Origin of the sequence: Gaetbulibacter sp. PBL-D1 (genome assembly GCF_050509525.1) — a bacterium.
Classification (GTDB): domain Bacteria; phylum Bacteroidota; class Bacteroidia; order Flavobacteriales; family Flavobacteriaceae; genus Gaetbulibacter_B; species Gaetbulibacter_B jejuensis.
This window is the reverse complement of record NZ_JBNWKB010000016.1, coordinates 25,809-50,920: the sequence shown is the minus strand read 5'-3', so window position 1 is coordinate 50,920 and position 25,112 is coordinate 25,809. Positions and strand designations below refer to the sequence as shown.

Genomic DNA, 25,112 nt, shown 5'->3' with positions numbered 1-25,112 from the left:
TCTTTTATAAATCGTATTCCGAAAGCGGTTTTGTAAATTCTTCAGGATTGGCTGCTAAATAATAGCGAGGATCGTTAATGTCTTCGACAATAACCTCTTTAAACTTAGGGCTTGCTTTATACATTAAAGCTTTGCAGTCTTCACTAAGATGTTTCAGTTTTAAGCTTTTTCCTGCAGCTTCATATTTATTTACCAAATTGAAAATAGCTTCCATAGCAGAATGATCACTTACACGAGATTCAACAAAATCTATTTCAACGTTTTCAGGGTCATTTTTTACATCAAACTTAGAATTAAAACTCTGAATAGACCCAAAGAATAACGGTCCCCAAATTTCGTAAGTTTTTGTGCCATCTGCTTGCATACGTTTTCGTGCTCTAATCATTGTTGCGTTTTTCCAAGCAAATACCAATGCAGAAATTATTACACCAGCGATAACGGCTACTGCTAAATCTTTCCAAACGGTAATTGCTGAAACAGCAATAAGTACAATGGCATCAGCAATAGGTATTTTACGAATGATTCTAAAACTAGACCAAGCGAATGTTCCGATAACTACCATAAACATTACACCAACTAAAGCAGCAATTGGAATTTGCTCAATTAATGGTGCAGCAAAAAGAATAAATCCTAACAAAGCTACTGCGGCAAATGCGCCAGATAAACGACCACGACCACCAGAATCGACGTTGATAATCGATTGACCAATCATAGCACAACCACCCATTCCACCAAATAAACCATTTAGCATATTGGCACTTCCTTGAGCAATACATTCGCGATTTCCATTTCCTCTTGTTTCTGTGATTTCATCAACAAGATTTAAGGTCATTAATGACTCAATCAGTCCAACAGCAGCTAAAATAAATGCCGTTGAAATAATAATATCCCAATGTCCTGCCAGTGTTCCGAATAACCCAAAAATTTGATCTTGAAATGTTGGTAATCCACCTTCCAAACCTTTACCACCACCTTCTGCAATAAAAGAGCCAACAGTGCTCATTTCAATTCCACCAAAAATCGTAATACAAGCTACAACAAGGATTGCAACTAAAGCTGCAGGAATTTTTTTGGTGAGTTTAGGTAGTCCGTACATAATTCCCATTGTCAATCCAATGAAGCCCATCATTTTCCAAAAAGCAGCATTTGAGAATAATGCTGAGAACCACTCAGAGGTATTGTCAAAAAATGAAATATCCTGCGGCACAGCATTAGGGAATAATTTTAATTGTGATAAGAAAATGACGATGGCTAAACCGTTTACAAAGCCCATCATTACAGGATGTGGAATAAGTCTAACGAATTTTCCTAGTTTGAAAACACCTGCCAAAATTTGAATACCACCAACAAATAATAAGGTAATAAATAACCATTGAAGTCCAAGGTTGTCGATAGGTGTATCTAGGTTAAGACCAACTTCATTTCCTTTTTGAATAAGGTGTACCATAACCACAGCCATTGCACCAGTAGCACCAGAAATCATTCCTGGTCGACCACCAAACAAAGCGGTAACGATTCCCATCATAAAAGCACCGTACAATCCAACTAAAGGATCTACGCCAGCAACAAAGGCAAAAGCAACAGCTTCAGGCACTAATGCTAATGCAACTGTAAGGCCTGATAAAATATCGTCTTTAGGGTTTTGGGTAAAATTCTTTCTTGTAGTTTGACCTAAAATCATAATTTACTTTTTGAAGCCGCAAATATAAGTTTTTATAGGTTAAGCCTAAAATGGGTGTTATTGAAGAATAAATAAAAAAGCATCAAACGTTAGTTTGATGCTTTTTAAAATTATGTAAAAAGATTTTACTGATTTAGCTCAGGAGGATATTTTTCCATGATTTTAGCAACAAACTCATTGATTCGTTCTTCTTTTTTATCAATATTTTTAGTCAAATAGCCAGTTCCCATACCTTGCCAAACTAATTCTTTTTTGTTGGCATCAATTAAATCGATATAGAGCGTTCCTTCTGTTGAAGTTGAAACAGAAGTGTTGTTGTAAGGTCCCCAATACCATGGGTTCCAGCCCCAACCATATCCATAAGGTCCCCAACCATTGTTGTAGACATTTACTTTTTCTCTTGATTTGGTAAAGATACTTACTAGGATATCAGGGGTTTCAGATTTTGTGTATCCTTTGGCTAAAAGTTCACTTTCAATAGCTCGTAGAATACGTCTTTTGTCAATGTCATTAATTTCTGCTTTATCAATACCTGTTTTGAAAAAGGCAAACGTTTTATAGTTGTCAAAACTTGCTCTTTTATCATAGTCGGATGCAACTCTCACAGAGCTACATGAGGTGAAGATTGTAGCAATAACTACAAAGCTTAATAGTTTTAATGTGTTTTTCATCTTCTTTTTCTTTTTTTATTTGAGTTTTATAACGAGTCCATCAGTTTGTCGTCAACGAGATTAGGAACCGTAACTTTTAAATTAGGCTCTTGTTCCATAGCGCGTTTTATAGCAAAAACAGCACCTTCGTTTCTTGCCCAACTTCTTCTAGAAATACCATTGTTTACATCCCAAAAAAGCATTGATTTTAAGCGTGTTTCTGCTTCATTAGTACCATCAAGAACCATACCAAATCCACCATTAATAACTTCTCCCCAGCCAACGCCACCACCATTGTGGATACTTACCCAAGTGGCTCCTCTGAAGCTATCACCTATAACATTATGTATAGCCATATCTGAAGTGAAACGAGAACCATCGTAAATATTGCTGGTTTCACGATAAGGTGAATCTGTACCTGATACATCATGGTGATCACGACCTAGAACAACGTAACCTATTTCGCCTTTTGCAATGGCATCATTGAATGCTTTAGCAATTTTCATTCGACCTTCAGCATCTGCGTAAAGAATTCTGGCTTGTGAGCCTACAACTAATTTGTTTTCTTGAGCACCTTTAATCCACTGAATATTATCAGCCATTTGCTGTTGGATTTCTTCAGGTGAGTTTTTCATGATTTCCTCTAGGACTTCGCAAGCAATAGCGTCTGTTTTTGCAAGGTCTTCAGGTTTCCCAGAGGTACATACCCAACGGAAAGGACCAAATCCGTAATCAAAACACATTGGTCCCATAATATCTTGCACGTAGCTTGGATACTTAAATTCGCGACCTATAGTTGGGTTTTCAGACATAACATCTGCACCAGCACGAGAAGCTTCGAGCAAGAAGGCATTTCCGTAATCAAAGAAATAAGTGCCTTTCTCTGTGTGTTTGTTAATAGCAGTTGCATGACGACGTAAACTTTCCTGAACTTTGGTTTTGAATAAATCTGGATTATTTGCCATCATATTGTTGGCATCTTCAAAAGATAATCCAACAGGATAATAACCTCCTGCCCAAGGGTTATGCAATGAGGTTTGGTCACTTCCTAAATCGATATGAATATTAGATTTATCAAATTTTTCCCATACTTCAACAACATTTCCTAGGTATGCTATTGATATTGTTTCTTTCTTTGTTTGCGCTTTTTGTACTCGTGCTACTAATTCATCTAAATCTGAAATTTTTTCATCAATCCAACCTTGATCTAATCGGATTTGGGTGATTTTAGGATTTACTTCTGCACAAATCGTAATACAGCCAGCAATGTTGCCTGCTTTTGGTTGCGCACCAGACATTCCGCCTAAACCAGAGGTGACAAAAATATGTCCTTTAGGAGATTTGTTTATTTTTCTAAATCCGTTTAAAACGGTAATTGTTGTGCCGTGAACAATGCCTTGAGGTCCAATATACATATAGCTTCCGGCTGTCATTTGTCCGTATTGTGTAACGCCAAGAGCGTTGAATTTTTCCCAATCATCTGGTTTGGAATAATTAGGAATCATCATTCCGTTGGTAACAACTACACGAGGCGCGTTTTTATGTGATGGAAATAAACCCATAGGATGACCAGAATACATAACAAGCGTTTGCTCATCTGTCATGGTTGCTAAATACTGCATAGTTAATAAATACTGCGCCCAGTTAGAAAACACAGCGCCATTGCCGCCATACGTAATTAATTCATGTGGATGTTGCGCAACAGCATAATCCAAATTGTTTTGAATCATTAACATGATAGCTGCAGCTTGCTTTGATTTGGCAGGATATTCATCAATTGGACGTGCATACATTTTATAATCAGGTCTAAAACGATACATGTAAATGCGTCCATAAGTCTCTAATTCTTCTTTGAATTCAGGAAGAAGTGTTGAGTGGTGTTGCGGTTCAAAGTAGCGCAACGCATTTTGAAGGGCCAATTTTTTTTCTTCATCAGAAAGAATCTCCTTGCGCTTAGGTGCATGATTAATAGAAGCTTCATAAGGTTTAGGATTAGGTAATGTATTTGGTATTCCTTGTAGTATTTGTTCTTTAAAAGATATATTAGTTGTTGTTGACATTAGTTTCTTTTTAATTGCTTTTTATTGAATCCGTATGGGCAGTGTCTGCATCCGCTTTCGCAGCAATAGCCACGTTTTAGGTGGTATTGCTCTGTGAAACAGCGATAGCCTTCAGGAGTTAAGTAATAATCTCCTTCTTCAATAGGAATGATTTTTTTCATAATCTAACAAAGATAATGTAATTTGGATTGATTTTTGAAGTTTCAAGACTATGATATTGGTTTCGAAATATATAGTGCCTAAAGGTTATGTTGGAATTACAATTTATCCTTTTGTATTCTTAAAGTATGAAGCTTTGAAAGAAGATACTGTGCTTTTAAATCATGAGCGAATTCATTTACAACAACAAATAGAATTGTTGATTATTCCTTTTTTTGTGATTTATGGTTTTGAGTTTCTTATAAGACTTTTGCAGTATAAAAGATGGAGTTTAGCTTACAGAAATATTTCTTTTGAGCGAGAAGCTTACTTTCAGGAAGCTCAGCTTAATTATTTGAAACATCGTAGGTTGTATAGTTTTTTAAAGTATTTATAATTTTATTCAAGTTAGATGCAAAAAAAAGACCTAACGTAATTGGATAGGTCTTTTCTAGAGAAGTGCTATATATTAATTTTTTACTGTTTTAAAATGATTCTTTGAATTTTTTGTTTTTTAGATTCAGTAAGAGTAACTTTTACAATATATGTGGCATCCGAAAGATTACTATCTCGTATGATAAATTCTAATTGGTTAATATTCTTTTGCTCAAATAATTTTCTGCCTAATAGGTCGTAGATAATTACAGAATCTATAGTGTTTGTTTCGGATTTTACTTTAATATAATCACCGTTAGGAGCAGAGATACTTAATTGACCTCTAATGTCATCTTTGTCGATGTCAAGTGTTTCATTGGTGTATCTTAAGATAAAACGGTCGTCAAATGTTGTTGGTTGACTAAGACTAAAGATATAAGGCGAAATTTTTAAATCATGTATTGTATTGGTGTAAGTGTCTTCTAGATATATGTTTTGGTCTTCATTAGTGAATAAGCCATCTACATTGCTAATAGCTATAGTGTGAATCCCTGGTTCAGTTAAAACTGTACCTAGATGTACTTGGTCATTTTGATCGAAAGGTAAAGCTCTTCCTTGTATGATCATTCCTTTGTCATCAATTTTAGAGTACAAGTTTAATGCATTGAACTCTTTATTGTATGCGTCATAAAGGCGGTCTTTTTGATTTGTAGCTCCTTCAATGTAACCTACTAATATGCTAGAGGATAATTGACTTGGAGATACTAAGTTTAACCAAATACGATGCTTTTCTAGGCTAGATTGTGAGTTGTGGTTTACATTATCACTTGATGGTGTTCGATAAAACTGACTGTTGTCATAGCTTGCTGACAGTTGCCTCATGCTATTGTTGAATGTAACGCTACCAGTTTCACTATCATTAAGTGCTAAAACAAAGAACCCTTGACCAGAGGCTATTTGTCCACTAAATGATTCGTCTTGATAGGTATTGGTCCCAGAGAAATTGTATGTTACATAATCTGAGATATTATAGTTTAATACATAGTCTTCATAAAATGAATCGGTATAAGTTCCAAGAATGCTGCCATGAGTCCATATATGAACTGCGCCTTCAATAATGGTGTTATTAGGATGGGTTAAAAAAGCTTGAGCATCAAGGGCTGAGGGATAGGGGTTTCCTAGTAAATTCCAATTGTCATCAAATGGAGTTACGGTTAATAAATCATTGCCATATGGATTGTATGTGAAATTACCGTTTGTGCTTGTGTTGGTTCCGCTATTAATGGTTTTAGTAATGATGCCGTTATTGGCTACACCATTGAATGTTGCAGTAAAAGTTGCAGGAGTGTTGGTAAAAGCATCTGGACCTCTTACAATATATCCTTTCCCGTTTTGCATTAAGGATCCTGCTGAATTTGACCAGTTTCCAAAACAAATAGGAATAACAGGAGGAGGTGTAAAACCATTAGGTATAGTTGTAATCCATTCGTAAATATAATTTGTTGATGTGCCTGGGGAAACATTATTTACATTAAAATTATTGACTGGAGATGACCAATATACGTAATCAGTACCTCTTATATTAGCATCCCTGTTCATTGTGATGTTGCCTGTATTTGGAACAGTTGGTACATCATTAACTTGAATTAAACTACCACTACTATTGATTTGAATTGTTCCTGCCCCTTGTATGTCTACAAAGTCAACAATTGTGACAGAGGCGTCAGATTGTACTGTTAAAGTTGCTCCATCGTGTACTGTAAGATTTAATCCATCTCCATCGTCATTGGTGTAAAGTACAGGGTCATTTCCTGTGATAGGAATTACTACACAGTCTGCTGAAGTAGGAATAGTGTCATCAGACCAATTGAGTGGTTCCATCCAATCGTTAGTAGCTTCAGAGCCATCCCATATTTTTACATCGTTTATAGTAACTACGGTTTCATCAGTTTCTCTTATGGTTCCATTACATAAATTATAGGTGACTTCGGCTGTGTAGGTTGTTGTAATAGCAGGATCCACGCAAATTGTATTTCCAGTTCCTGCTACAGGACCTGTTGTTCCAGATCCTTCATACCAAGTTATTGAGGTTAATGAGTTGCCCGAAGGAATAAATCTCCAAGCCTCGGTAGTGGTTGACCAATTTTGATCTAATCCATTTCTACAAGGAGGAATTACGGCTTGAGTTCCATTACTGTTTTGAATGCCTACTATCGCATTTCCTTCATTCCATACATCTCCAGTAATCCACCAATCTATATCATCAATAACTTTTTCTTCAATATATATGTCTATAACATTAGTGTTTTCATAAAGCACAATCATGCCTGTGTATAATTTTGAACCATCTCCATCAAATGCATTTTGATACATTGGAACATCATGCCATGCAGCAACTAGTGCTCTGCATCCTGTAGGTAAATTTACTAATTCCCATCCTACTTCTCCGCCTTCACTAGGGTCAATATCTTGATAAGTGCCGAAAATAGTATTTAAAAATAAGTTTGTGCTAGGCAAGTTGTCATTAAACTGCCATTCGCAAAAATCGCCATCAGAACTTGAGGTGTCAAATGAAAGGACTCCATTGGAACCTACAACACATTGATTATAATTATTTCCGTAAAAGCAAAAGTTAAAAGGTAAGTTGATAACAGGTGACCATACATCATCTATATTGACACTAACAGGGTTGGCCAAGTTATTGAATTGGTAAGGAGGATTGTATCCAATATGCTCGACAGTATAATCTGTTGTTTCGCCTAAATCTAAATAAGAGGCTTCTAAGGTTATGCAGCCGCTATCTGTGCAACTTCTGGCTGGCGGATCAACTCCATTTAAACTTAATCCACCAGCAGTTATTGAGGGACATCCAGGAAGATTATTTGAAGTTATTGGACCAGGATCGCAAGGACAAACAATACTGAAGGTAACATTTCCACCAGAAGTTGTTTCTGGATCTAGCATTATGTAATATGTCGTGTTTGCGGTTAATGTGAAACTGGAACTATCAATGTTTCCTGTGATAGCATCGATACATGTCCAGTTATTGTCGTCGCAAGTTCCTGTTTTGTACATGTAATCTATGTAAGTGAATGAGTTGTCTTGGTCTATGTAATAATCTCCATCAATCGTAGGTGTGAATTCATAAATTAACTCTGTTCCTGGTGTTGACCAACCGCAATCTCCTGTATTATATGTTCCATTTCCTGGAGCGATTGTTGCGTTTACCGTATTTCCACAACTAGCTATAGTATTTATAGTTGAGCAAGGGTCTACAGGAGTTGTAATACATATGTCAAAAGTACCTCTATCATTAAAGTTTGAATCATGTTCATAGCTATAAACTCGGATAAAATATTCGTTGCCTATAGTTAAACCCGTTAGGTTAATTGTTTCGTTGTCAGGGTCTCCAAAAAACGGGTAATTTAGATCTTCACATTCAATACTTGTAAGTGAACTACATGAGCCCGAGAAAACTTCAAGGACTAAATCATAAATTGATCCGGCATTTACAGAAATAGTATGTGCAGTCTCTACTGCTAAAAAACTGTACCAAACATCATCGTCTGCATAACCAGTGCAGCCAGTTAGTGATTGAGTCGCTCCAATAGTTGAACCACTAGTAGGAATGCAACTTGTATCAGGTGTTAATGTAATTGCTCCAGTGCAATTGTCGTTTGAAACAGGACTTGAATCGTAAACACAAATAGTACCATTTATGCTTCCATCTCCGCCAGCTCGTTGAATTCTTATTCTATAACGTTGACCAATGATTGTGTTATAAGTAATGGTTTCTTCATTATTCGCATTTAAGTTTCCGTTATCATTTGCACATGCAACAGGTGTCATGTTGATATTGCAAGCGCCTTCGAAAAGAGTTAGTATAACATTACCATTTTGGATTGGATTATAAATTATGGTTGTAGAGGTGCTAATCGCATCAAACCAACCCCACGCATCATCTCTTGGGTTTTCTCCACAGCTAGCACCATTATAATTCCAAGAGTTGTCAGTGTTACTTGTGTTATTCCAATTTAGTGTATTGCATGTAGTATTGACAGTTATTTGTGCGCTAGTATTATTTCCGCAGTCATCAGATTGACTAAAACCATTAATAACAAATAATAAAAAACAAATAGTAAAACAAAGTAATTTTCTTATCATAAACCTAAACATTAAATTAGCCATAACATTACTTGTTGTAAATGTTAGATTAACTATTTAAATGCTAGATTTGGAGTGAGTTATAATGTTAAATTTATAAAAAATAATTATAGTTTTAACGTTTATTTTTAAAATTTTATTGAAAAACTATTTAAATGCAAAAAAAACTTATTGAAAACACTTTAAGTGTTGATAATAATTTATTTGTGAGGGCTGAGTATCTCAATCATAAATTTGTGTCTGGAAATAAACTAAGAAAGCTAAAATACAATCTAGAGTTTGCAAAACACCAAAATATTGATACACTACTGACTTTTGGTGGTGCTTTTTCAAATCATATTTCAGCAACTGCAGCAGCTGGTAAAGAATTTGGGTTTAAAACTATAGGGATTATAAGAGGAGAGGAGCTTAAAACTAATTTTAAGACTAACCCTACTTTGTCTTTTGCTTACGCTTGTGGCATGCAGTTTAAGTTTGTTACAAGACAGCGGTATAGAGAGAAGACTAATGAGGATTTTATAAAAAACCTAAAAGAAGAGTTTGGGGAATTTTACCTTCTTCCTGAAGGAGGTACTAATGAACTTGCTGTAAAAGGTTGTGAAGAAATTTTGACTGAAGCAGACAGCGTTTTTGATTACATCTGCTGTCCTGTTGGAACAGGAGGTACTATTTCTGGGGTTATTAATTCTAGCAATTCACATCAAAAGATTCTAGGATTTCCTGCGTTAAAAGGTGATTTTTTACAAGAAGAAATTGCTAAATTTGCAACACAAAATAATTGGGAGTTAATAACCGATTACCATTTTGGAGGTTACGCAAAGACTAATGATGATTTAATAAAATTCATCAATAACTTTAAGAGTAAACATAATGTGCCTTTAGATCCTATTTATACAGGTAAAATGGTGTTTGGTATTTACGATTTAATTGAAGAAGGCTATTTTCCTAAAGGTTCCAAAATATTAGCAATTCATACTGGAGGTTTACAAGGAATTGAAGGAATGAACCAAAAGTTAAAGCAACAAAATAGGCCTTTAATCGTTTAAGAATTTATGAGAAAACTACTTGCTGTACTATTATTATGTTCCATTGCTTTAAGCTGTGGTTCAAAAAAGAAAATTGTTACAAAAAAGAAACGAAATACTACAAGAACAGAACAAGTTTCAAGGCCAACAGAAAAAGAACCTACTGTAGTTAATCCGTCTGAAAAGGAAGATACTTCTCCAAAAACTTATGCTAGTCCTACTGATGCATATATTGCAACTTATAGCGGAATAGCAATGGAGGAGATGCGGAAATATAAAATACCAGCAAGTATTACTTTAGCTCAGGGAATACTGGAGTCAGCATCAGGAAAAGGACGTTTGGCAGTTGAAGCAAATAATCATTTTGGTATTAAATGTCACGGATGGACTGGTGCTAAAATTTACCATGATGACGATGCTTCTCAGGAATGTTTTAGAAAATACAATCATGCAAATTCTTCGTTTGAAGATCATTCTACGTTTTTAACATCAAGAAGTCGTTATTCAAAATTATTTCAGTTAAAGATTGATGATTACAAAGGTTGGGCTAAAGGGTTAAGAGCTGCAGGGTATGCAACCGATAGAAAATATCCAGAAAAACTGATAAGTTTAATTGAGCGCTATCAGCTTTATCGTTATGACGAAGAAGTGCTTGGTAGGCCTTCAAACAAATATGATGATGTTGTTGAAGAAGGACATCTTACACATCAAGTTGTAAAAGGAGATACGCTTTATTCACTTTCTAGAAAATACAATACAACTGTTGAAACTCTTAAGCGGTTGAATAATATGAGTAATAATGACCTTGCGATAGGTCAGGTGCTTATTATAAAATCTGAATAATTTATGTTATATAAAAGAAGTAGTGCTTTATTTAAAGAAGCTCAAGATGTAATTCCTGGAGGAGTAAACTCACCTGTTAGAGCGTTTAAAGCTGTTGGAGGAACTCCAATTTTTGCAAAATCAGCAAAAGGCGCTTATGTTTTTGATGAAGATGATAATCAATATATAGATTACATTAATTCTTGGGGACCCATGATTTTAGGTCATGCACATAAACCAGTTGTAGATGCTGTGGTTGAAAAAGCGAAACTAGGAACGTCGTTTGGTATGCCTACTGAGATTGAAACTAAAATTGCTGAATTGGCAATTAGTATGGTGCCAAATATTGATAAAATTAGATTTGTAAACTCAGGTACCGAAGCTTGTATGAGTGCGGTAAGACTTGCAAGAGGGTTTACAGGAAAAGAGAAAATAATAAAGTTTGCAGGATGCTATCATGGACATAGCGATGCGTTTTTAATACAGGCAGGAAGTGGAGCAGTAACTTTTGGTAGTCCTAATAGTCCTGGAGTAACTGAAGGTACAGCAAAAGATACCTTGTTGGCTAGGTATAATGATATTGATAATGTTGAAGCGCTTATAAAAGCAAATGCAGATGAAATAGCGTGTATTATATTAGAGCCTGTTGCAGGGAATATGGGTTGTATTCCACCAAAAGATAACTTCTTACAGAAACTAAGAACATTATGTGATGCTCATAATATTCTATTGATTTTTGATGAGGTTATGACAGGTTTTAGACTTGCTAAAGGTGGTGCTCAAGAGCTGTTTAATGTGGATGCAGATATTGTTTGCTTTGGAAAAGTTATTGGAGGCGGATTACCAGTAGGCGCTTTTGCTGCGCGTAATGAAATAATGAATCACCTTGCACCTTTAGGAGCTGTTTATCAAGCAGGAACATTGAGTGGAAATCCACTAGCTATGGCTGCTGGTTTAGCAATGTTAACCGAAATTAATTTAGATGATGAGCTGTTTACACGTTTAGCTGAAAAAACAGAATACCTTCATAAAGGTATGACAAAAATACTCCAAGAGCATAACATAGATCATGTAATCAATAGAGTGGGCTCAATGATTTCGGTTCATTTTTGTAAAGATGAGGTTTATGATTTTGAAACTTCGGCTAAAGGAAATAACGCTAGTTTTAAAGCCTTTTTTCATGGTATGTTAAACGAAGGTGTTTATATTGCCCCAAGTGCTTTTGAAACTTGGTTTTTATGTGATGCTTTATCTTATGAAGATTTAGATAAAACTATTGAGGCTGTTAGTAGAGTAGCTAAAACATTATAAAATAAAAAAAGCGGTTTTTAAACCGCTTTTTTTTTATTCTTCGTCTTCTACGTTGTAGAGTTCTTTGTATCTCGTGTATTGTTCTTCGTTTAGTATTTTTTTCATTTTTTGAGCCAATACTAAGTCAATCTTTTGCTTAAGCTCTTTATTGTTTTCCATGTCAGAGCTTATTCTTTGATATACTTTTTCGTACTCTTGAAATGCTTGATACACTTCTTCTTGTTGAATGTTATCAAACTTGAGGGTTTTTTTCAGTTCCTTTGCTTTTTCAGAAGCTGCTTGATTTATTTGAAGTTTGTTTTGTGCACTTAGTTGAGGTGCTCCAAGTAACATTGCAAAAGCAAATAAGCAAAGCGTAATTATTTTTTTCATTATAGATAAGATTAAAGTATTTAAAAAAATAGATTGACTAAATTAATGATTTTTGTGATATAATCACAAACAAAAAGCACCGAGTTTTATCTCGATGCTTCAATTAACAAAAAAACTATACTCAACCAATCAAAAATGTTAATCTCTATTGTGTTCTTTTTTCATCATTTTACGCTTTCCTCTTTTGTCTTTATGCTTAGCTTTTGACTCCTCCCATTTCTCAAACTGTTCAGCGTTTAAAATGTTTTTTACTTTTTGTTTTACTTCTATTTGATGATCTAATCTGTCGTTCATTCGTTTTACCATTTCATCTTTAGAAGGCTTTTCTGCATCATCACTATCTTTTAGTTTTTGACGTTCTTCCATTTGTGCTTTTCTAAGTTGTGCTTCTTCTAGATGAATAGCTTGCATTTGCTCTTGCTGTTTTTCAGTTAAATCCAACTCAAGTGTCATGCGTTTAGTTTGTAATGTTGCAAATTCTTCAGGAGTTAAATCCTTCATCATTTCCATTCGTTCTTTTCTTTCTCCTTTTTTAAAATCTTTTTTTCTTTCCTGTGCATTGACTTGAAAAGCTACTAGTGCCAACGCAATGATTATTGCTTTTTTCATCGTGTTCTATTTTTAAAGTTATTTGTTCTTTTGACTTCTGTTGTTTTAAAAGGTTTAATATTGAGATGAAATTTAACTACTAATTAACAGTTTGAGCCTTAGTGATTAAGTTAAGCGTTGTAGTGTATAGTGGTTGGTGTTCCATCTTACTTTTTAACCAAGAATAGAAGCTCATAACAAAGATGTCTTCCTGCTTTGCATCTAGCCAAACAAATGAGTTTTCTACTTTGTTTTTAAACGTTGTTGTGGTGACTTGCTCTGGGTTTTTATAGTAAAACTCCACAAGATTTAAGTATGTAATTACACGTTCTTGGTTGATGTTTTTTAGGTAACTACGATACGTTCTTTTAAAACTTAATAAACGCGATTCTACTAGATCGATATTTTTGAGTTCAATATGTAAAATAATTTCAATTAAATTCTTTTTAATAACCCATTCCTTTCCTGCTTTTTGCATGTACCAATTGTCAGTATGGTAAAATTTTGAAAAGATATTTAAAGCACTTTTGAATTCGTTTTTTTGAATGTAAAACATCACTAAACTTAAATAGATGTCTAATAACGATTCTATATCAGGGTGTTTTGGCACTCTAAAACCTTCTAGTAATGCTATGGCTTTGTCTTGTTGGTTGGTGTAATTATAGTTTAAAGCAGTAAGCAAATTGTATTTCAGTTTAAAATTATTGTAGTGTTTCTTTTTATGCTGTAACATTTGTTCATGCATCAGGTTTAAATACTCTAATGAGCTATTAAATTTTTTGTTTCTGAACAGTGTATTCGCTATTAAATAAAGTACTTCAATGTGATAAAACGGTTGCTTGTTTTTAGTTTTGTGCGATTTAATGTTTTGGTAGGTATTGATGATAAACGGTTCAATTTTTAGATAGTCGTTAGTGACAAAAGCTGAAATACTTACAATGGTCATGAGTTGATATAACGATTTAAACGACATAGATTCTGAAACGCTTATGTTGTGTTCGTTTAGTGTTGAATTTAATAAGGTTTGAAAATCGACAATCTCACCTTTGTAGGTAATGTTGTGTAATGTTTGTCTAATTTTTGCATACACAATATTGAGTTCTTCTTCTAAAAAGTGATTTTTTTGGTTGATTTTAAACTTGGTTATAAGTGTATTGATATCTACCGTAGGGTTGGTGTAAGCATACTGTATTTTGGTATGGTAAATTTCATTAAGAATAGGGAATAGATAATGCTCTTGTGCTAATAGTTCGGCTTTGTCTAATAGTTTGTAAGCAACTTTAGGGTTGTTGTGTAGTAGGAAAGTTCTAGAAGCTAAAATGTATTTTATAATTTGCATATCTACAGAATTTTCTTCTTCTAGATTTGCATTCGCAATAAAATCGATTAAAGATTGAAACAAACGCTTGCGCAACGCATGATAGGCATCTGCTTTGTTGCTCTTATAAAGTTTTATGCAGATGTCTTTAGATGTTAAACCGTCCTTAGTTAATAGCTTAAATAACTGAATGTTTTTAGTGTCGTTGCGTTTGTTCTTTTTTTCTAAATACAATACAAAACGCTGTTGGTCTTCGCTTGAAAATGTAGAAATAATAGATTTTAAGTCAGTCATTTAATCGTCAGTAAATAATTATTTATAATACTAAATATAGTAATTTTTAACTGTAAATTATAAAATATATCGTCAGTAATATTTTAAAAACGTGTTTTGATATTTTGTGATGTGTTGCAGATTTGCTGTGTAATCAACAAAACAAAATATTATGAAATCATTCTTAAAAGTAAGTGTATTTGTAATCGTATTCGGTACAATTACAATCTTTTCAAAATCTATTTCAAAAGAAGTTGTAACCCAATACAATAACTGTGTCACCTTTATGGCAAATAATACTGTTGCAAGTATTAACCAATAGTGGCTGTAATGAAACTCAAAAATTTAAATACAGCTTTTATTGTTACAACAGGAATTTCGGTAGTGGTGTTTATTTATTTGGTGTTTTTGGGATACGACGAAATAAAAACCTTAAAAGATGTTATTAAAATTATAGCATCAATACTATTCCCAATTCCAATGTTGTTTTTTGTGCGTTTTATTTTAATAGAACATTTTTTACCGCAAAACACAGACGAATACAAAGCAAAAAACCAAAAACCAGCAACAGTGTTGCTGGTTGCTACTATTGTCATAGGTGTACTGTTTATGCAGTTAGTAGAACTAATAACAAGTCAAAAACTTGAAGATAATTTAATTTTTGCGCACTTAATAAACTCTACAACCATTAGTAGCTATGTGCTTAATTACATTCTGTATAACAACTTAAGAGCTAACGGTATTTTAAGTGGTGTGTTGTTATCATTAGCGATACACATATTCTTTTTATCAGCTTAAATCAAAACAAAGTTTAATCATCAAAATTTAATATTATGAATCCAATTATGAATACTCCAAAACCAACAAGTAACTCAGGAAAAAGAGAACTGCTATTCACATTTCAATCTATAATTGTTACAGGTCTTTTAGCGTTTACCGCAATTGCGTTTTTCTTTTACAACGATTTGTCTATAGTGAAAGGCATCAAAGTTATTTTTGCACCATTTTTATCAGTAGTGCCATTGCTTTTTATACTCTCAATATTAAGAGACTTACGCAAAGGATTTATTGAAGGTAATTATAGTAAACAGGAAATAATAAAGTTCTGCATCATTACAGTAGCAATTACTGCAGCTTTTACTGGTATTACATTTTTACTGTCTAAAATAGGTGCTTTAGAAATTTTATTGGCAGCTATTATAGCGATACTAAGTACTGTATTCTTTTTAAAAACCAAGATTAAGGACATTTTAGGAATGAGCATCGTAACAGGAATTGCCGAAGGTATCATCGTATATATGATTTTTTTGTTTTGATGATTGGTTAGTTAACCTCAAACCTCGTAGCTAAATTTTTGGTTGCGAGGTTTTAAAAAAGTTCAATAATGAAAGATTTCTCAAAAGTCATTTTACTTATTTTAAGCGGTTTCATTACATTTATTTTGATTCCTATCATTCCTATGGCAGATGGTGGAGGTTCATTAATTATAGTATTGACAATTCCGTTTTTAATAGCTTTAGGAATAATTTTAAGTATAGTCTATTACTTTATTTACATAAAGAAAAATAAATCGAATAGAAATCATGTGTTTGTATTAATGATGGTTTTTATGATTTTCCTGACTCTTTTGCTTTTTCCTTTTCAATAAAAATTAATTTAGTATTTATAACTATAATAAAATGAACTCAAAACTCATAAAAGAATTACCACAGTTGGTGAAAGACCAAGTCATTTCAGAAGACGTGGCTCGTAATATTGAGGTCTATTACCAATCGAAACAAGACGATAAACCAAATAAATTATTTACAGTATTTGGTGTGTTGGGATCCATTTTGGTCGGCTTAGGTGTTATTCTCATTTTAGCACATAATTGGGACAATTTTACAAGAGCAACAAAAACCATTTTTGCATTTTTACCTTTGGTAATAGGTCAGTTGTTTGTAGGCTATTCTATTTTAAAAAATAAGAGTGCCACTTGGAAAGAAGCCTCAGGAACATTCCTGTTTTTTGCAGTAGGTTCTAGCATAGCTTTGGTAAGTCAAATTTATAATATACCAGGTGATTTAAGTTCTTTTTTACTCACTTGGATTGTATTGTGCTTACCACTAATTTATTTGCTCAAATCTAATGCGTTGGCAATGCTTCACATAGTATTTGCAACATATTATGCATGCAACTATGGTTACGGTTATTTTACAATGCAACAAACACCTTGGTTGTATTTAGGGCTAATGGCTTTGGTATTGCCACATTACTGGCAACTATTAAAAAACCATCCAAAAGCCAATGTTACTTCAATATTTAACTGGATATTACCTTTAAGTTGCACTATCACTTTAGGTGCTTTTGTAAACAATCAAGGTGATTATGGGTATTTAATGTATGTTATCTTGTTTGGTTTGTTTTATAACATTGGCAAGATTCCGTTTTTTGATGATCAAAAATTGAGGCGTAATGGGTACTTGATTTTTGGTTCTTTAGGAACGGTAATTTTATTGTTATGGACAAGTTTTAACTGGATTTGGAAATTCAACGAAAACAATTTAACGTTTGCCTCTCAAGAGTTTTTTATAGCCTTGTTTTTGTTTGTAGTAACAGCAATGGTTTTAGGGTATTCGTATTCAAAAAAATGGATTAAAAGTTTCAATTTGTTCCACATCGTGTTTATTATGTTTACTGTTCTGTTTTTTATAGGAACAAGCAACAGTATTATACCAACCATTGCCATTAATTGTATCATTTTTGCTTTAGGATTAATAACCGTAAAAATAGGAACAGATAAATTTCACTTCGGAATTTTAAACTACGGTTTACTTATTATAACAGCCTTGGTTGTCTGTCGATTTTTTGATACAGATATGAGCTACGTTATTAGAGGTTTGCTTTTTGTGAGTGTTGGCGCTGGATTTTTTATAACCAATTATGTAATGCTTAAAAAGCAAAAGTCTAAACTTAATTCTAAACATTAAATCATGAAAACAATACATATATTCATCGTGTTTATTTTGGTTGCTGTTGCGCAATTGATACTGCCAGCTCAAATGATTTTTAACCAAGAAGATATTTTAAAAACAGGAACAGCTTTTAAATTTAAAACCCAACCTGTAGATCCTTCAAACCCATTTAAGGGCAAGTATATTTACTTAAATTTCGAAGCTAATACTATAAAAACTACTGATTCTACTTGGTCAAGACATGAACCGGTTTTCGTGTCGGTTGTTGAGGATAGTTTAGGGTTTGCTAAGATTGATAAAGTAACTAGAACTAAACCTGGTAAGGGAAACTTTATAAGCGCAAAAGTGAGTTATTATAGCAGTTATGATAAAACACTTCGTTTAGACTATCCGTTTAACGAGTTTTATATGAACGAAACCAAAGCCTATGACGCTGAAATTGCTCATGCCAATGCACAAAATGATTCAATACCCAATAACACTTACGCTTTAGTGTTTATAAAAGAAGGCGAACCAGTGTTGGGTAATGTGTTTATTGATGAGATTCCTATTGCTGATTATGTTGAATAGTATATTTGAAATGACTAACTTTGAAACAATCAAAATTAACTCATTAAATTTTATGAAGAATATACTCGCAATGCTTTCACTTATGGTGATTGTATCGTCTTGTAAAGAAGACAAAAAAGAAGTAGTAAGTGAAGGACCAACGCAAACCGAAATGCAAAAAAACTTAGGTAAATACGTAAGCGTTAAACTAACTTCAGATGTAAATAAGCTTTCCGAAAAAGAACAACAAATGTTGCCTTTGCTTATTAAAGCTGCTGAAAAAATGAACGACTTATTTTGGTATGAAGCCTATGGAGACAAAACAGAGTTGTTGAACTCAATTGAAGACGAAGACACTAAAACCTTTGTAAAAATCAATTATGGTCCTTGGGATAGATTAGATGGTAACAAACCATTTGTTGAAGGTGTAGGAGAGAAGCCTTTAGGTGCAAATTTTTATCCAAAGGATATGACCAAAAAAGAATTTGAAGCTGCTGATATTGAAGATAAATCAAGCATCTACAACTTTGTGCGTAGAGACGAAAATGGAAAACTGTATTCAATTCCTTATCACAAACAATTTGAAAATGAAGTTAAGGAGGTTTCTGAATTATTAAAAGAAGCAGCTAAACTAGCAGAAGATGAAGGTTTAAAAACATACTTAGAGCTAAGAGCACAAGCGTTATTAGATGATAACTATCAACCAAGTGATTTAGCTTGGATGGACATGAAAACCAATACGCTTGATATCGTTATTGGTCCTATTGAAACTTATGAAGACCAAATGTTTGGTAATAAAGCAGCACACGAAGGTTATGTGTTAATTAAAGACCAAGAGTGGAGTGCTAAATTAGCGCGTTTTGCTAGCTTTTTACCTGAACTTCAAAAAGGAATTCCTGTAGCTGATGCTTACAAACAAGAAACTCCAGGAACAGATAGCGATTTAAATGCTTACGATGTAGTGTATTATGCTGGAGATTGTAACTCTGGTAGTAAAACAATTGCTATTAACTTACCTAACGATGAGGAAGTACAGTTGCAAAAAGGAACTAGACGTCTTCAGCTTAAAAATGCTATGCGTGCTAAGTTTGATAAAATTTTAGTACCAATTTCAGATGTGTTAATAGATGAAAGCCAAAGGCAACACATCACTTTTGATGCTTTTTTTGCTAATACAATGTTTCATGAGGTGGCACATGGTCTTGGTATAAAAAATACTATAAACGGTAAAGGAACAGTTAGAACGTCGTTAAAAGAGCTTGCAAGTGCTTTAGAAGAAGGAAAAGCAGACGTGTTAGGACTTTATATGGTACAACAGTTACATGAAAAAGGTGAAATTGATGGCGATATGAAAGACTACATGACTACGTTTATGGCTAGTATTTTCCGTTCTGTTCGTTTTGGAGCATCATCTGCACATGGAAAAGCAAACATGATTCGTTTTAATTTCTTTAAAGACAAAGGTGCGTTTACGAGAAATGCTGACGGAACTTATAAAATTGACTATGCAAATATGATTGTTGCTATGAAAGATTTATCTAGTCTTATTTTAACACTTCAAGGAAATGGCGACTATGATGGTGTAGCAAAACTTGTTGCTGAAAAAGGTAAAATCTCAGAGGAATTACAATCAGATTTAGACCGTTTAAGTTCTGCTAATATTCCTGTAGATGTTATTTACGAACAAGGAACAGATGTATTAGGGTTGTAATTTAAACTCATTAACATAAAAGAAAGCTTTAGGGAAACCTAGAGCTTTTTTTGTTTCAATACTTAAGTTTTATTTATTGGTATGATGCAACTAATAAAGCGTGGTCAGATGAATTTTGAAAGTAGTGTTTACTTAGTTTTATAGGGTTGAATTTCTTTGAAATCCAAATTTGATCTAACTCCAACAATGGAATACCAAAAGGCCATGTAGCTGTAAAACCATTGCTTTTTGAGTGGAAACTAGTAAAGTTGTTTTTAAGCTGTTCAAAATGAATGCTTTCATAAGGTGTATTGAAATCACCTAGAATGAAATCAAATGAGTGTCTTTTGTTGTAAAGCGCTATTTGTTCAAACGCTTCTGTTTTGTCTTTTAACGGACTTGCATAAAGATCAGTCATTAAAATAGAAAACTCTTTATTTTTCACTAAGGCTTTAATAAAGTTGAATCTGTAGTTATCACTTTTAGAAAGATAATTGGTTTCAATAATTGAACCTTTAATTCCAATGAGCATGTTTCCTTTCAAAACTTTAAATTCAAACTCAGAATGTAATTTGTTAAGAGTATTTAAATCCTCGTTTGAAACATCTACAGCTTCAACAAATGATAGAATATTTGGGTTATGTTCGCGAATGATATTAGAAATTATTTCAATAGGAAAATGTTCTTTTTTAGCCACATTCCAAAATACTAAAGATGTGGTATTTTCAATGCTTGCCTTATTACTGAAGTAGTAGTTGTTGAAAAAATAGAAGGTTAGTAGAGTTAATAAAGCAGAAAGAAGTAGAACTAGTTTTCTTTTTCTACAAAAAATAAAGCATAAAACAATACCATAAAAAATAATGGTTATAAGAGGAGTGCTGTAAAATACAGTGCTGATTAAAGGGAAATTGTCTTTTAAAACAAAATGAATTAAAAGCAGTATAACAAAGACTATTAAAGGGAAGTTACGATACTTTTTGATAAGCTTCATCATTACTATTTAACTGTTGATTTATGCTATTATTGTATAAAAAAAGCTCCAGATAATTCTGGAGCTTTTTCAGTTATTAATTACTAATGTAAATTATCCATTCGGATTTAAAATTGCATCAATACGCTCTAAGGCATCAGCAATATGAATTCTACTCATTTCATCAGCACCACGAGCCGAACGTAATTGGCTACGAAGTGATTTTAACTCAGCTCTTACAACTGCTCTAATATCTGACTGACTTGTGTTAACAGCAGTAGACTTTTGGTATCCTCCAAAATCAGGAGCTTTTCTTTGACTATCAGCAGTCATTAAATAGCCTAGTCTATCAATATGAGCACGTTGTAAATTACGTCTGTAAGTATCAATTTTTCTACCTGTACGTAATTCACTCCAAATACCTGAACGCATATCTTTCATCATGTCTGTTAACGAATATGCATTGTTACCATTGTATGTTTCAGCTTCGGTTAAACGTTGCATTTTACCTAAGCTCATAATGTTGTTTAATGTTCTTACTTGTATTCCTCTAACACGATCAACAGAACCTGAATACTCAATACGATCAAAAATGTTTTTGTCAATTAACCAATCTGGAGTATCAAATAATTGTTCTTGTATAAACTTCATTGCACGTTTTTGGTGGTCTTTAGGTACTGCAGTGTAAACAACACCATCTTGTTCAGCAGTTTTGTAATGCTCATATACGCCACCAATATTGTTAGATACGTGTCCCATGTAACGGTTAAACTGAGACACTACATGACCGTACATTTCTTGTAAGTCATCATAATCTTCTCCAGCTTCAGTTGTCCATGTGATTAAGTTTGGTACAATACGTTTTAAGTTTTTAATACCATATTCACTTGCTAACATAGCGTCGTCACCTAAATCTTCTGTTTGAGAGCTTGGGTCGTGAATATCACCTACTTGTTGGTGTCCAAATCTGTACATTGGGTCACCAGCATGCTTTGTAATCCAACTGTTTAAGATTGGTTTTTCTTCTTCAGCAGTTTTATCTAAAATAGGTCTGTAACCCCATTCAATAGCATATTTATCATAAACACCAATGTTTGGCATTAATGCAACACCTTCATCTCCTGGTTGCGCAACGTAGTTAAAACGTGCATAATCCATAATAGAAGGAGCAGTACCATACTTTTGAGTAAATTCAGCGTCTCTTAATTTTTCAACTGGGTAAGCAACACTACTTCCCATGTTGTGAGGTAATCCTAATGTATGGCCAACTTCATGAGCAGATACGAAACGAATTAAACGTCCCATAACTTCATCTCTAAACTCTGGGCTTTGAGCGTCAGGGTTGATAGCTGCAGTTTGTACAAAGAACCAACCACGTAATAAAGACATAACGTTGTGGTACCAGTTAATATCACTTTCTAAAATTTCTCCTGTTCTTGGGTCACTTACGTGAGGTCCATTCGCATTTGGAATTGGAGAAGCTAAATAACGTACTACAGAATATCTAACGTCTTCAGGACTCCAATCTGGGTCTTCCTCAACAGATGGAGGATCTTTTGCTATAATAGCTTCTTTAAAACCGGCTGCTTCAAAAGCTACTTGCCAATCTTCGATTCCTTGTTTAATATATTTTCTCCACTTTACAGGAGTTGCTCTATCTATGTAGTAAACAATTTGTTTTTTAGGAACAACTAATTCACCTCTTTTAAATTTTTCAATGTCTTCGTCTTTTACTTCTAGTCTCCAACGGTCTAAGTATTCAAGAGTTTTACTTCTTTGGTCACCAAGTCCGTAATCTGTTTGAGTGCTTGTAAACCATCCAACACGCTCGTCAAAATAACGACGCTTCATTGGGTTGTCTGGTAACAAAATCATTGAGTTGTTGATTTCTAATGAAATAGTTCCTGTGCTAGAGTTTGAAGGCGGATTTCCAGCTGCATACGTTTTTACGTGTCTAGCTTCAATGTTGTGAGGGTAACTTTTAATAGATTCAATAAAAGATTTGTCGCTTTCCATTCTAGAAACTTTATAACCACTTCTTCTAAACTGTGGTAGTCCTAAAGCTTTTACATCTTTTTCAAATAAAGGAGATGCGTCAATTACTGTACTTGTAGAGTCTTTTCCAATAGCTTTTACAGGGAACGTAAATAATACAGGCTCAAAGTTTGAGTTTACTACAGCTTCATGCACAGGAAGTGAGTCAGCAGCAACAACATTGTAAGATACTACTCTTAAAATTACTTTGTTGCCTTTCTTTTGCCAACGTAATACCTGTTCGTTTTGTTTTCCACCACCAAAACCTAGTCCACTAGCAGTTTTAGCTATTCTTGTTACCATTAACATTTCACGCTCAAACAGAGAATCAGGGATTTCATAAAAGAAACTTTCATCAACTTGATGAACTGTAAATAGACCAGCATCACTTTTAGCATCTTTTGTGATTACTTTACTGTAAGGTTGTGGGTCGTTTTTTCCTGGTTTTTTAGAAGGTGCTTTGGCTGAAGCACTTGCTGAGGTTTTTGATTTGCTTGCTTTTTTTGTTGTTGAACAAGAGAACGCTAGGAACGCTGTTGCAACAAAAAGCAATTTAATAGAAAATCGTTTCAAAATATGTTGGTTTTAAATTAAGATGCGTGAAAATACGGAATACTTGAAAATTTTTAGAGGTCTTTTAGAGTTTTTTAGTATTTTTTTAACGTTAAATTAGTGTTATATAAAAAAAGCAGCTATTGATTTATAGCTGCTTTTTTATTTGTGAAGTTTATTTTTATTCTAGGGTTTCTAGATATGGTATAATTAAATCTAACGCTTCTTGATGAGGTGTTGTAACACCTATAAAAGGCATGCTGTAGCCTTCAATTGAAGTTTGAATTCTTGCCATTATGCTATAGCGTCTTTCGTAAATAAAAGTATCTTCAAAATCTGATTCGTAGTCTAAGTTTAATGCTTCATAATAACTTTCGTTATGGAAACCACCAGCTGAATGACAATGCGCGCAGTTTACGTCAAAGTAAGCTCTAACACGCTTTTGAGTTGATAAAGAAGTGTCTTCCCAATTAGGTAATGTGCTTACTGTACTTGGGTCAGAAAGACCTGCAAGAAACATTCTGTCTTTTAATGCTTGAAGTTGGTTAACATCATCAACGCTAAAATTAAGTGTTCTTAATTTTGGTCCTATTGGAGTCATTGCTCCATAAGTTTGGTGACAAGTAAAGCAATCATCATAAGATGGTACTTTATAATTAACATTTTTAGTGTCTCCGTTATTGTCAATCCAACTTACAGGAAGTTCTAAACCATCATTGTCTAGATAAGCTTCTGTTTGTGCTTCATTCCAAACATAATTACCTGCTTCCCATTCGCCATTTAACTTTATAAGAATTCTAGTTTCAATAATGTTCCTTCCTAGCGACTCGTCTCTGTCGTCAACATTGTAATAAAAGGTTTTTGCAATAACAGTATTGTCAGGGAAAAGTGGTAAACCGTCTCCGTTGTATATCATTTCTTCACCAAGCGGTAAAGCTATTAGCCTTTGTTTATGAGCGTAATCAGTGTAAAGTGCTGAATGTAATTCGTACTCAAAAGTATAAGTGCTAGGTTGTAAATTGGATAAATTTCCACTAAAAAGATTTAATTCAGAAAGTGTAGGTTTAAACTCAGGAATCACAGGATTAGTTAGCGTAGTAAAGCTTTTTACACTGGATAAAATACTCTCGTTACTGATGTCGCAAATGGTTTTTACGTAGTAATCATAAGTTGTATTAGCTGATAAGCCTGTAAATAAGTAGGAGTTATCATAAATTGTAAATGATTGTCCTGTGCCTAATTGAAATCCACTAACACCAAATTCAATTTTGTAAACAGCATCTACATTGTCGTCTTCCCAATGAGCTATAGCTGATTGATATGTAATATTGGTTTCGGTTAAGTTGTAGGGAGTTATACACTCAGGAACTGTAATTTGGTCATCGTCATTATTACACGAAAAAAATAATGACATAAGCATTAAAGCTAGACTAAGTTTTTTCATTGTTTGGGTTAAAAATTGATTAATAGCTGAGCGAATGTAATAAAAAAAGTTGTTAATAAGCAGTTTAAATCGGTGTTGTGCTAGTTTTTTTCCTCAAAAAGAGCTGTTAAAATGTTTTTTTTAGTTTATACATAAAAAAAGA

The 25,112-nt window shown here is 33.7% G+C and carries 22 protein-coding genes; 11 read left to right on the top strand and 11 right to left on the bottom strand.

From position 1 onward, the window contains the following. Positions 1 to 4: 4 nt before the first annotated feature. From ACQ0RB_RS13140 to ACQ0RB_RS13125, 4 genes are all read right to left on the bottom strand, one after another. Positions 5 to 1,681, bottom strand: a complete 1,677-nt coding sequence (locus ACQ0RB_RS13140; protein WP_430498993.1) for a SulP family inorganic anion transporter — start codon at positions 1,679 to 1,681, stop codon at positions 5 to 7. Between the two features lie 125 nt (positions 1,682 to 1,806). Beyond that, entirely contained in the window at positions 1,807 to 2,352 is a 546-nt protein-coding gene (locus ACQ0RB_RS13135; RefSeq protein ID WP_129761035.1) for a DUF4136 domain-containing protein, read from the bottom strand. Positions 2,353 to 2,378: 26 nt separating this feature from the next. Further along, on the bottom strand, positions 2,379 to 4,373 hold the full coding sequence (locus tag ACQ0RB_RS13130; protein WP_430499026.1) for a urocanate hydratase: 1,995 nt from the start codon (positions 4,371 to 4,373) through the stop codon (positions 2,379 to 2,381). Positions 4,374 to 4,390: 17 nt separating this feature from the next. Then, positions 4,391 to 4,552 carry a DUF5522 domain-containing protein gene (locus ACQ0RB_RS13125; RefSeq protein ID WP_161566758.1) on the bottom strand — a complete coding sequence of 54 codons (162 nt, stop codon included), beginning with the start codon at positions 4,550 to 4,552 and terminating at the stop codon, positions 4,391 to 4,393. A 50-nt stretch (positions 4,553 to 4,602) separates the two neighbouring features. Between ACQ0RB_RS13125 and ACQ0RB_RS13120 the strand changes: the two genes are divergently transcribed. Continuing rightward, positions 4,603 to 4,926, top strand: a complete 324-nt coding sequence (locus ACQ0RB_RS13120; RefSeq protein ID WP_430498991.1) for a hypothetical protein — start codon at positions 4,603 to 4,605, stop codon at positions 4,924 to 4,926. 80 nt (positions 4,927 to 5,006) lie between these two features. On the opposite strand, the gene ACQ0RB_RS13115 is transcribed toward ACQ0RB_RS13120, so the two are convergent. After that, positions 5,007 to 9,068: a T9SS sorting signal type C domain-containing protein gene (locus tag ACQ0RB_RS13115; RefSeq protein ID WP_430498989.1), complete on the bottom strand. Its 4,062-nt coding sequence runs from the start codon at positions 9,066 to 9,068 to the stop codon at positions 5,007 to 5,009. Between the two features lie 155 nt (positions 9,069 to 9,223). Between ACQ0RB_RS13115 and ACQ0RB_RS13110 the strand changes: the two genes are divergently transcribed. The 3 genes from ACQ0RB_RS13110 to hemL are packed head-to-tail and all read left to right on the top strand — an operon-like array spanning position 9,224 to position 12,226. Further along, the gene (locus tag ACQ0RB_RS13110; RefSeq protein ID WP_430498987.1) at positions 9,224 to 10,114 is read left to right on the top strand and encodes a 1-aminocyclopropane-1-carboxylate deaminase/D-cysteine desulfhydrase; all 891 of its coding nucleotides are present in this window, start codon (positions 9,224 to 9,226) and stop codon (positions 10,112 to 10,114) included. Positions 10,115 to 10,120: 6 nt separating this feature from the next. After that, entirely contained in the window at positions 10,121 to 10,936 is an 816-nt protein-coding gene (locus ACQ0RB_RS13105) for a glucosaminidase domain-containing protein (RefSeq protein ID WP_262733770.1), read from the top strand. Between the two features lie 3 nt (positions 10,937 to 10,939). Then, positions 10,940 to 12,226, top strand: coding sequence for a glutamate-1-semialdehyde 2,1-aminomutase (gene hemL / locus ACQ0RB_RS13100; RefSeq protein ID WP_134200982.1), 1,287 nt, complete (start codon positions 10,940 to 10,942; stop codon positions 12,224 to 12,226). A 33-nt stretch (positions 12,227 to 12,259) separates the two neighbouring features. Here hemL and ACQ0RB_RS13095 read toward each other — a convergent pair whose 3' ends face one another. The 3 genes from ACQ0RB_RS13095 to ACQ0RB_RS13085 all read right to left on the bottom strand — a co-directional run bounded on the left by ACQ0RB_RS13095 (position 12,260) and on the right by ACQ0RB_RS13085 (position 14,798). Then, positions 12,260 to 12,598, bottom strand: a complete 339-nt coding sequence (locus ACQ0RB_RS13095) for a hypothetical protein (protein ID WP_131508973.1) — start codon at positions 12,596 to 12,598, stop codon at positions 12,260 to 12,262. A gap of 138 nt (positions 12,599 to 12,736) precedes the next feature. After that, positions 12,737 to 13,207, bottom strand: a complete 471-nt coding sequence (locus ACQ0RB_RS13090; protein WP_430498985.1) for a hypothetical protein — start codon at positions 13,205 to 13,207, stop codon at positions 12,737 to 12,739. Between the two features lie 79 nt (positions 13,208 to 13,286). Beyond that, positions 13,287 to 14,798, bottom strand: coding sequence for a hypothetical protein (locus tag ACQ0RB_RS13085; RefSeq protein ID WP_430498983.1), 1,512 nt, complete (start codon positions 14,796 to 14,798; stop codon positions 13,287 to 13,289). Positions 14,799 to 14,949: 151 nt separating this feature from the next. Between ACQ0RB_RS13085 and ACQ0RB_RS13080 the strand changes: the two genes are divergently transcribed. From ACQ0RB_RS13080 to ACQ0RB_RS13050, 7 genes are all read left to right on the top strand, one after another. Beyond that, on the top strand, positions 14,950 to 15,099 hold the full coding sequence (locus ACQ0RB_RS13080; RefSeq protein ID WP_161566759.1) for a hypothetical protein: 150 nt from the start codon (positions 14,950 to 14,952) through the stop codon (positions 15,097 to 15,099). A gap of 8 nt (positions 15,100 to 15,107) precedes the next feature. Then, positions 15,108 to 15,575, top strand: coding sequence for a hypothetical protein (locus tag ACQ0RB_RS13075; protein WP_430498981.1), 468 nt, complete (start codon positions 15,108 to 15,110; stop codon positions 15,573 to 15,575). 35 nt (positions 15,576 to 15,610) lie between these two features. Further along, positions 15,611 to 16,093, top strand: a complete 483-nt coding sequence (locus tag ACQ0RB_RS13070) for a hypothetical protein (protein WP_343799308.1) — start codon at positions 15,611 to 15,613, stop codon at positions 16,091 to 16,093. Between the two features lie 68 nt (positions 16,094 to 16,161). Then, the gene (locus tag ACQ0RB_RS13065) at positions 16,162 to 16,425 is read left to right on the top strand and encodes a hypothetical protein (protein WP_430498979.1); all 264 of its coding nucleotides are present in this window, start codon (positions 16,162 to 16,164) and stop codon (positions 16,423 to 16,425) included. 31 nt (positions 16,426 to 16,456) lie between these two features. After that, positions 16,457 to 17,746: a DUF2157 domain-containing protein gene (locus tag ACQ0RB_RS13060; protein WP_430498977.1), complete on the top strand. Its 1,290-nt coding sequence runs from the start codon at positions 16,457 to 16,459 to the stop codon at positions 17,744 to 17,746. 3 nt (positions 17,747 to 17,749) lie between these two features. Beyond that, positions 17,750 to 18,301, top strand: coding sequence for a GDYXXLXY domain-containing protein (locus tag ACQ0RB_RS13055; RefSeq protein ID WP_430498976.1), 552 nt, complete (start codon positions 17,750 to 17,752; stop codon positions 18,299 to 18,301). 52 nt (positions 18,302 to 18,353) lie between these two features. Next, complete coding sequence (locus ACQ0RB_RS13050; RefSeq protein WP_430498974.1) at positions 18,354 to 19,991, top strand: dipeptidyl-peptidase 3 family protein; 1,638 nt, start codon at positions 18,354 to 18,356, stop codon at positions 19,989 to 19,991. A 73-nt stretch (positions 19,992 to 20,064) separates the two neighbouring features. On the opposite strand, the gene ACQ0RB_RS13045 is transcribed toward ACQ0RB_RS13050, so the two are convergent. The 3 genes from ACQ0RB_RS13045 to ACQ0RB_RS13035 form a co-directional block, all read right to left on the bottom strand. Next, entirely contained in the window at positions 20,065 to 20,964 is a 900-nt protein-coding gene (locus ACQ0RB_RS13045; protein WP_430498972.1) for an endonuclease/exonuclease/phosphatase family protein, read from the bottom strand. A 90-nt stretch (positions 20,965 to 21,054) separates the two neighbouring features. Then, complete coding sequence (locus ACQ0RB_RS13040) at positions 21,055 to 23,550, bottom strand: zinc-dependent metalloprotease (protein ID WP_430499024.1); 2,496 nt, start codon at positions 23,548 to 23,550, stop codon at positions 21,055 to 21,057. A gap of 157 nt (positions 23,551 to 23,707) precedes the next feature. Beyond that, entirely contained in the window at positions 23,708 to 24,970 is a 1,263-nt protein-coding gene (locus ACQ0RB_RS13035) for a hypothetical protein (RefSeq protein WP_430498970.1), read from the bottom strand. Between the last annotated feature and the right edge of the window lie 142 nt (positions 24,971 to 25,112).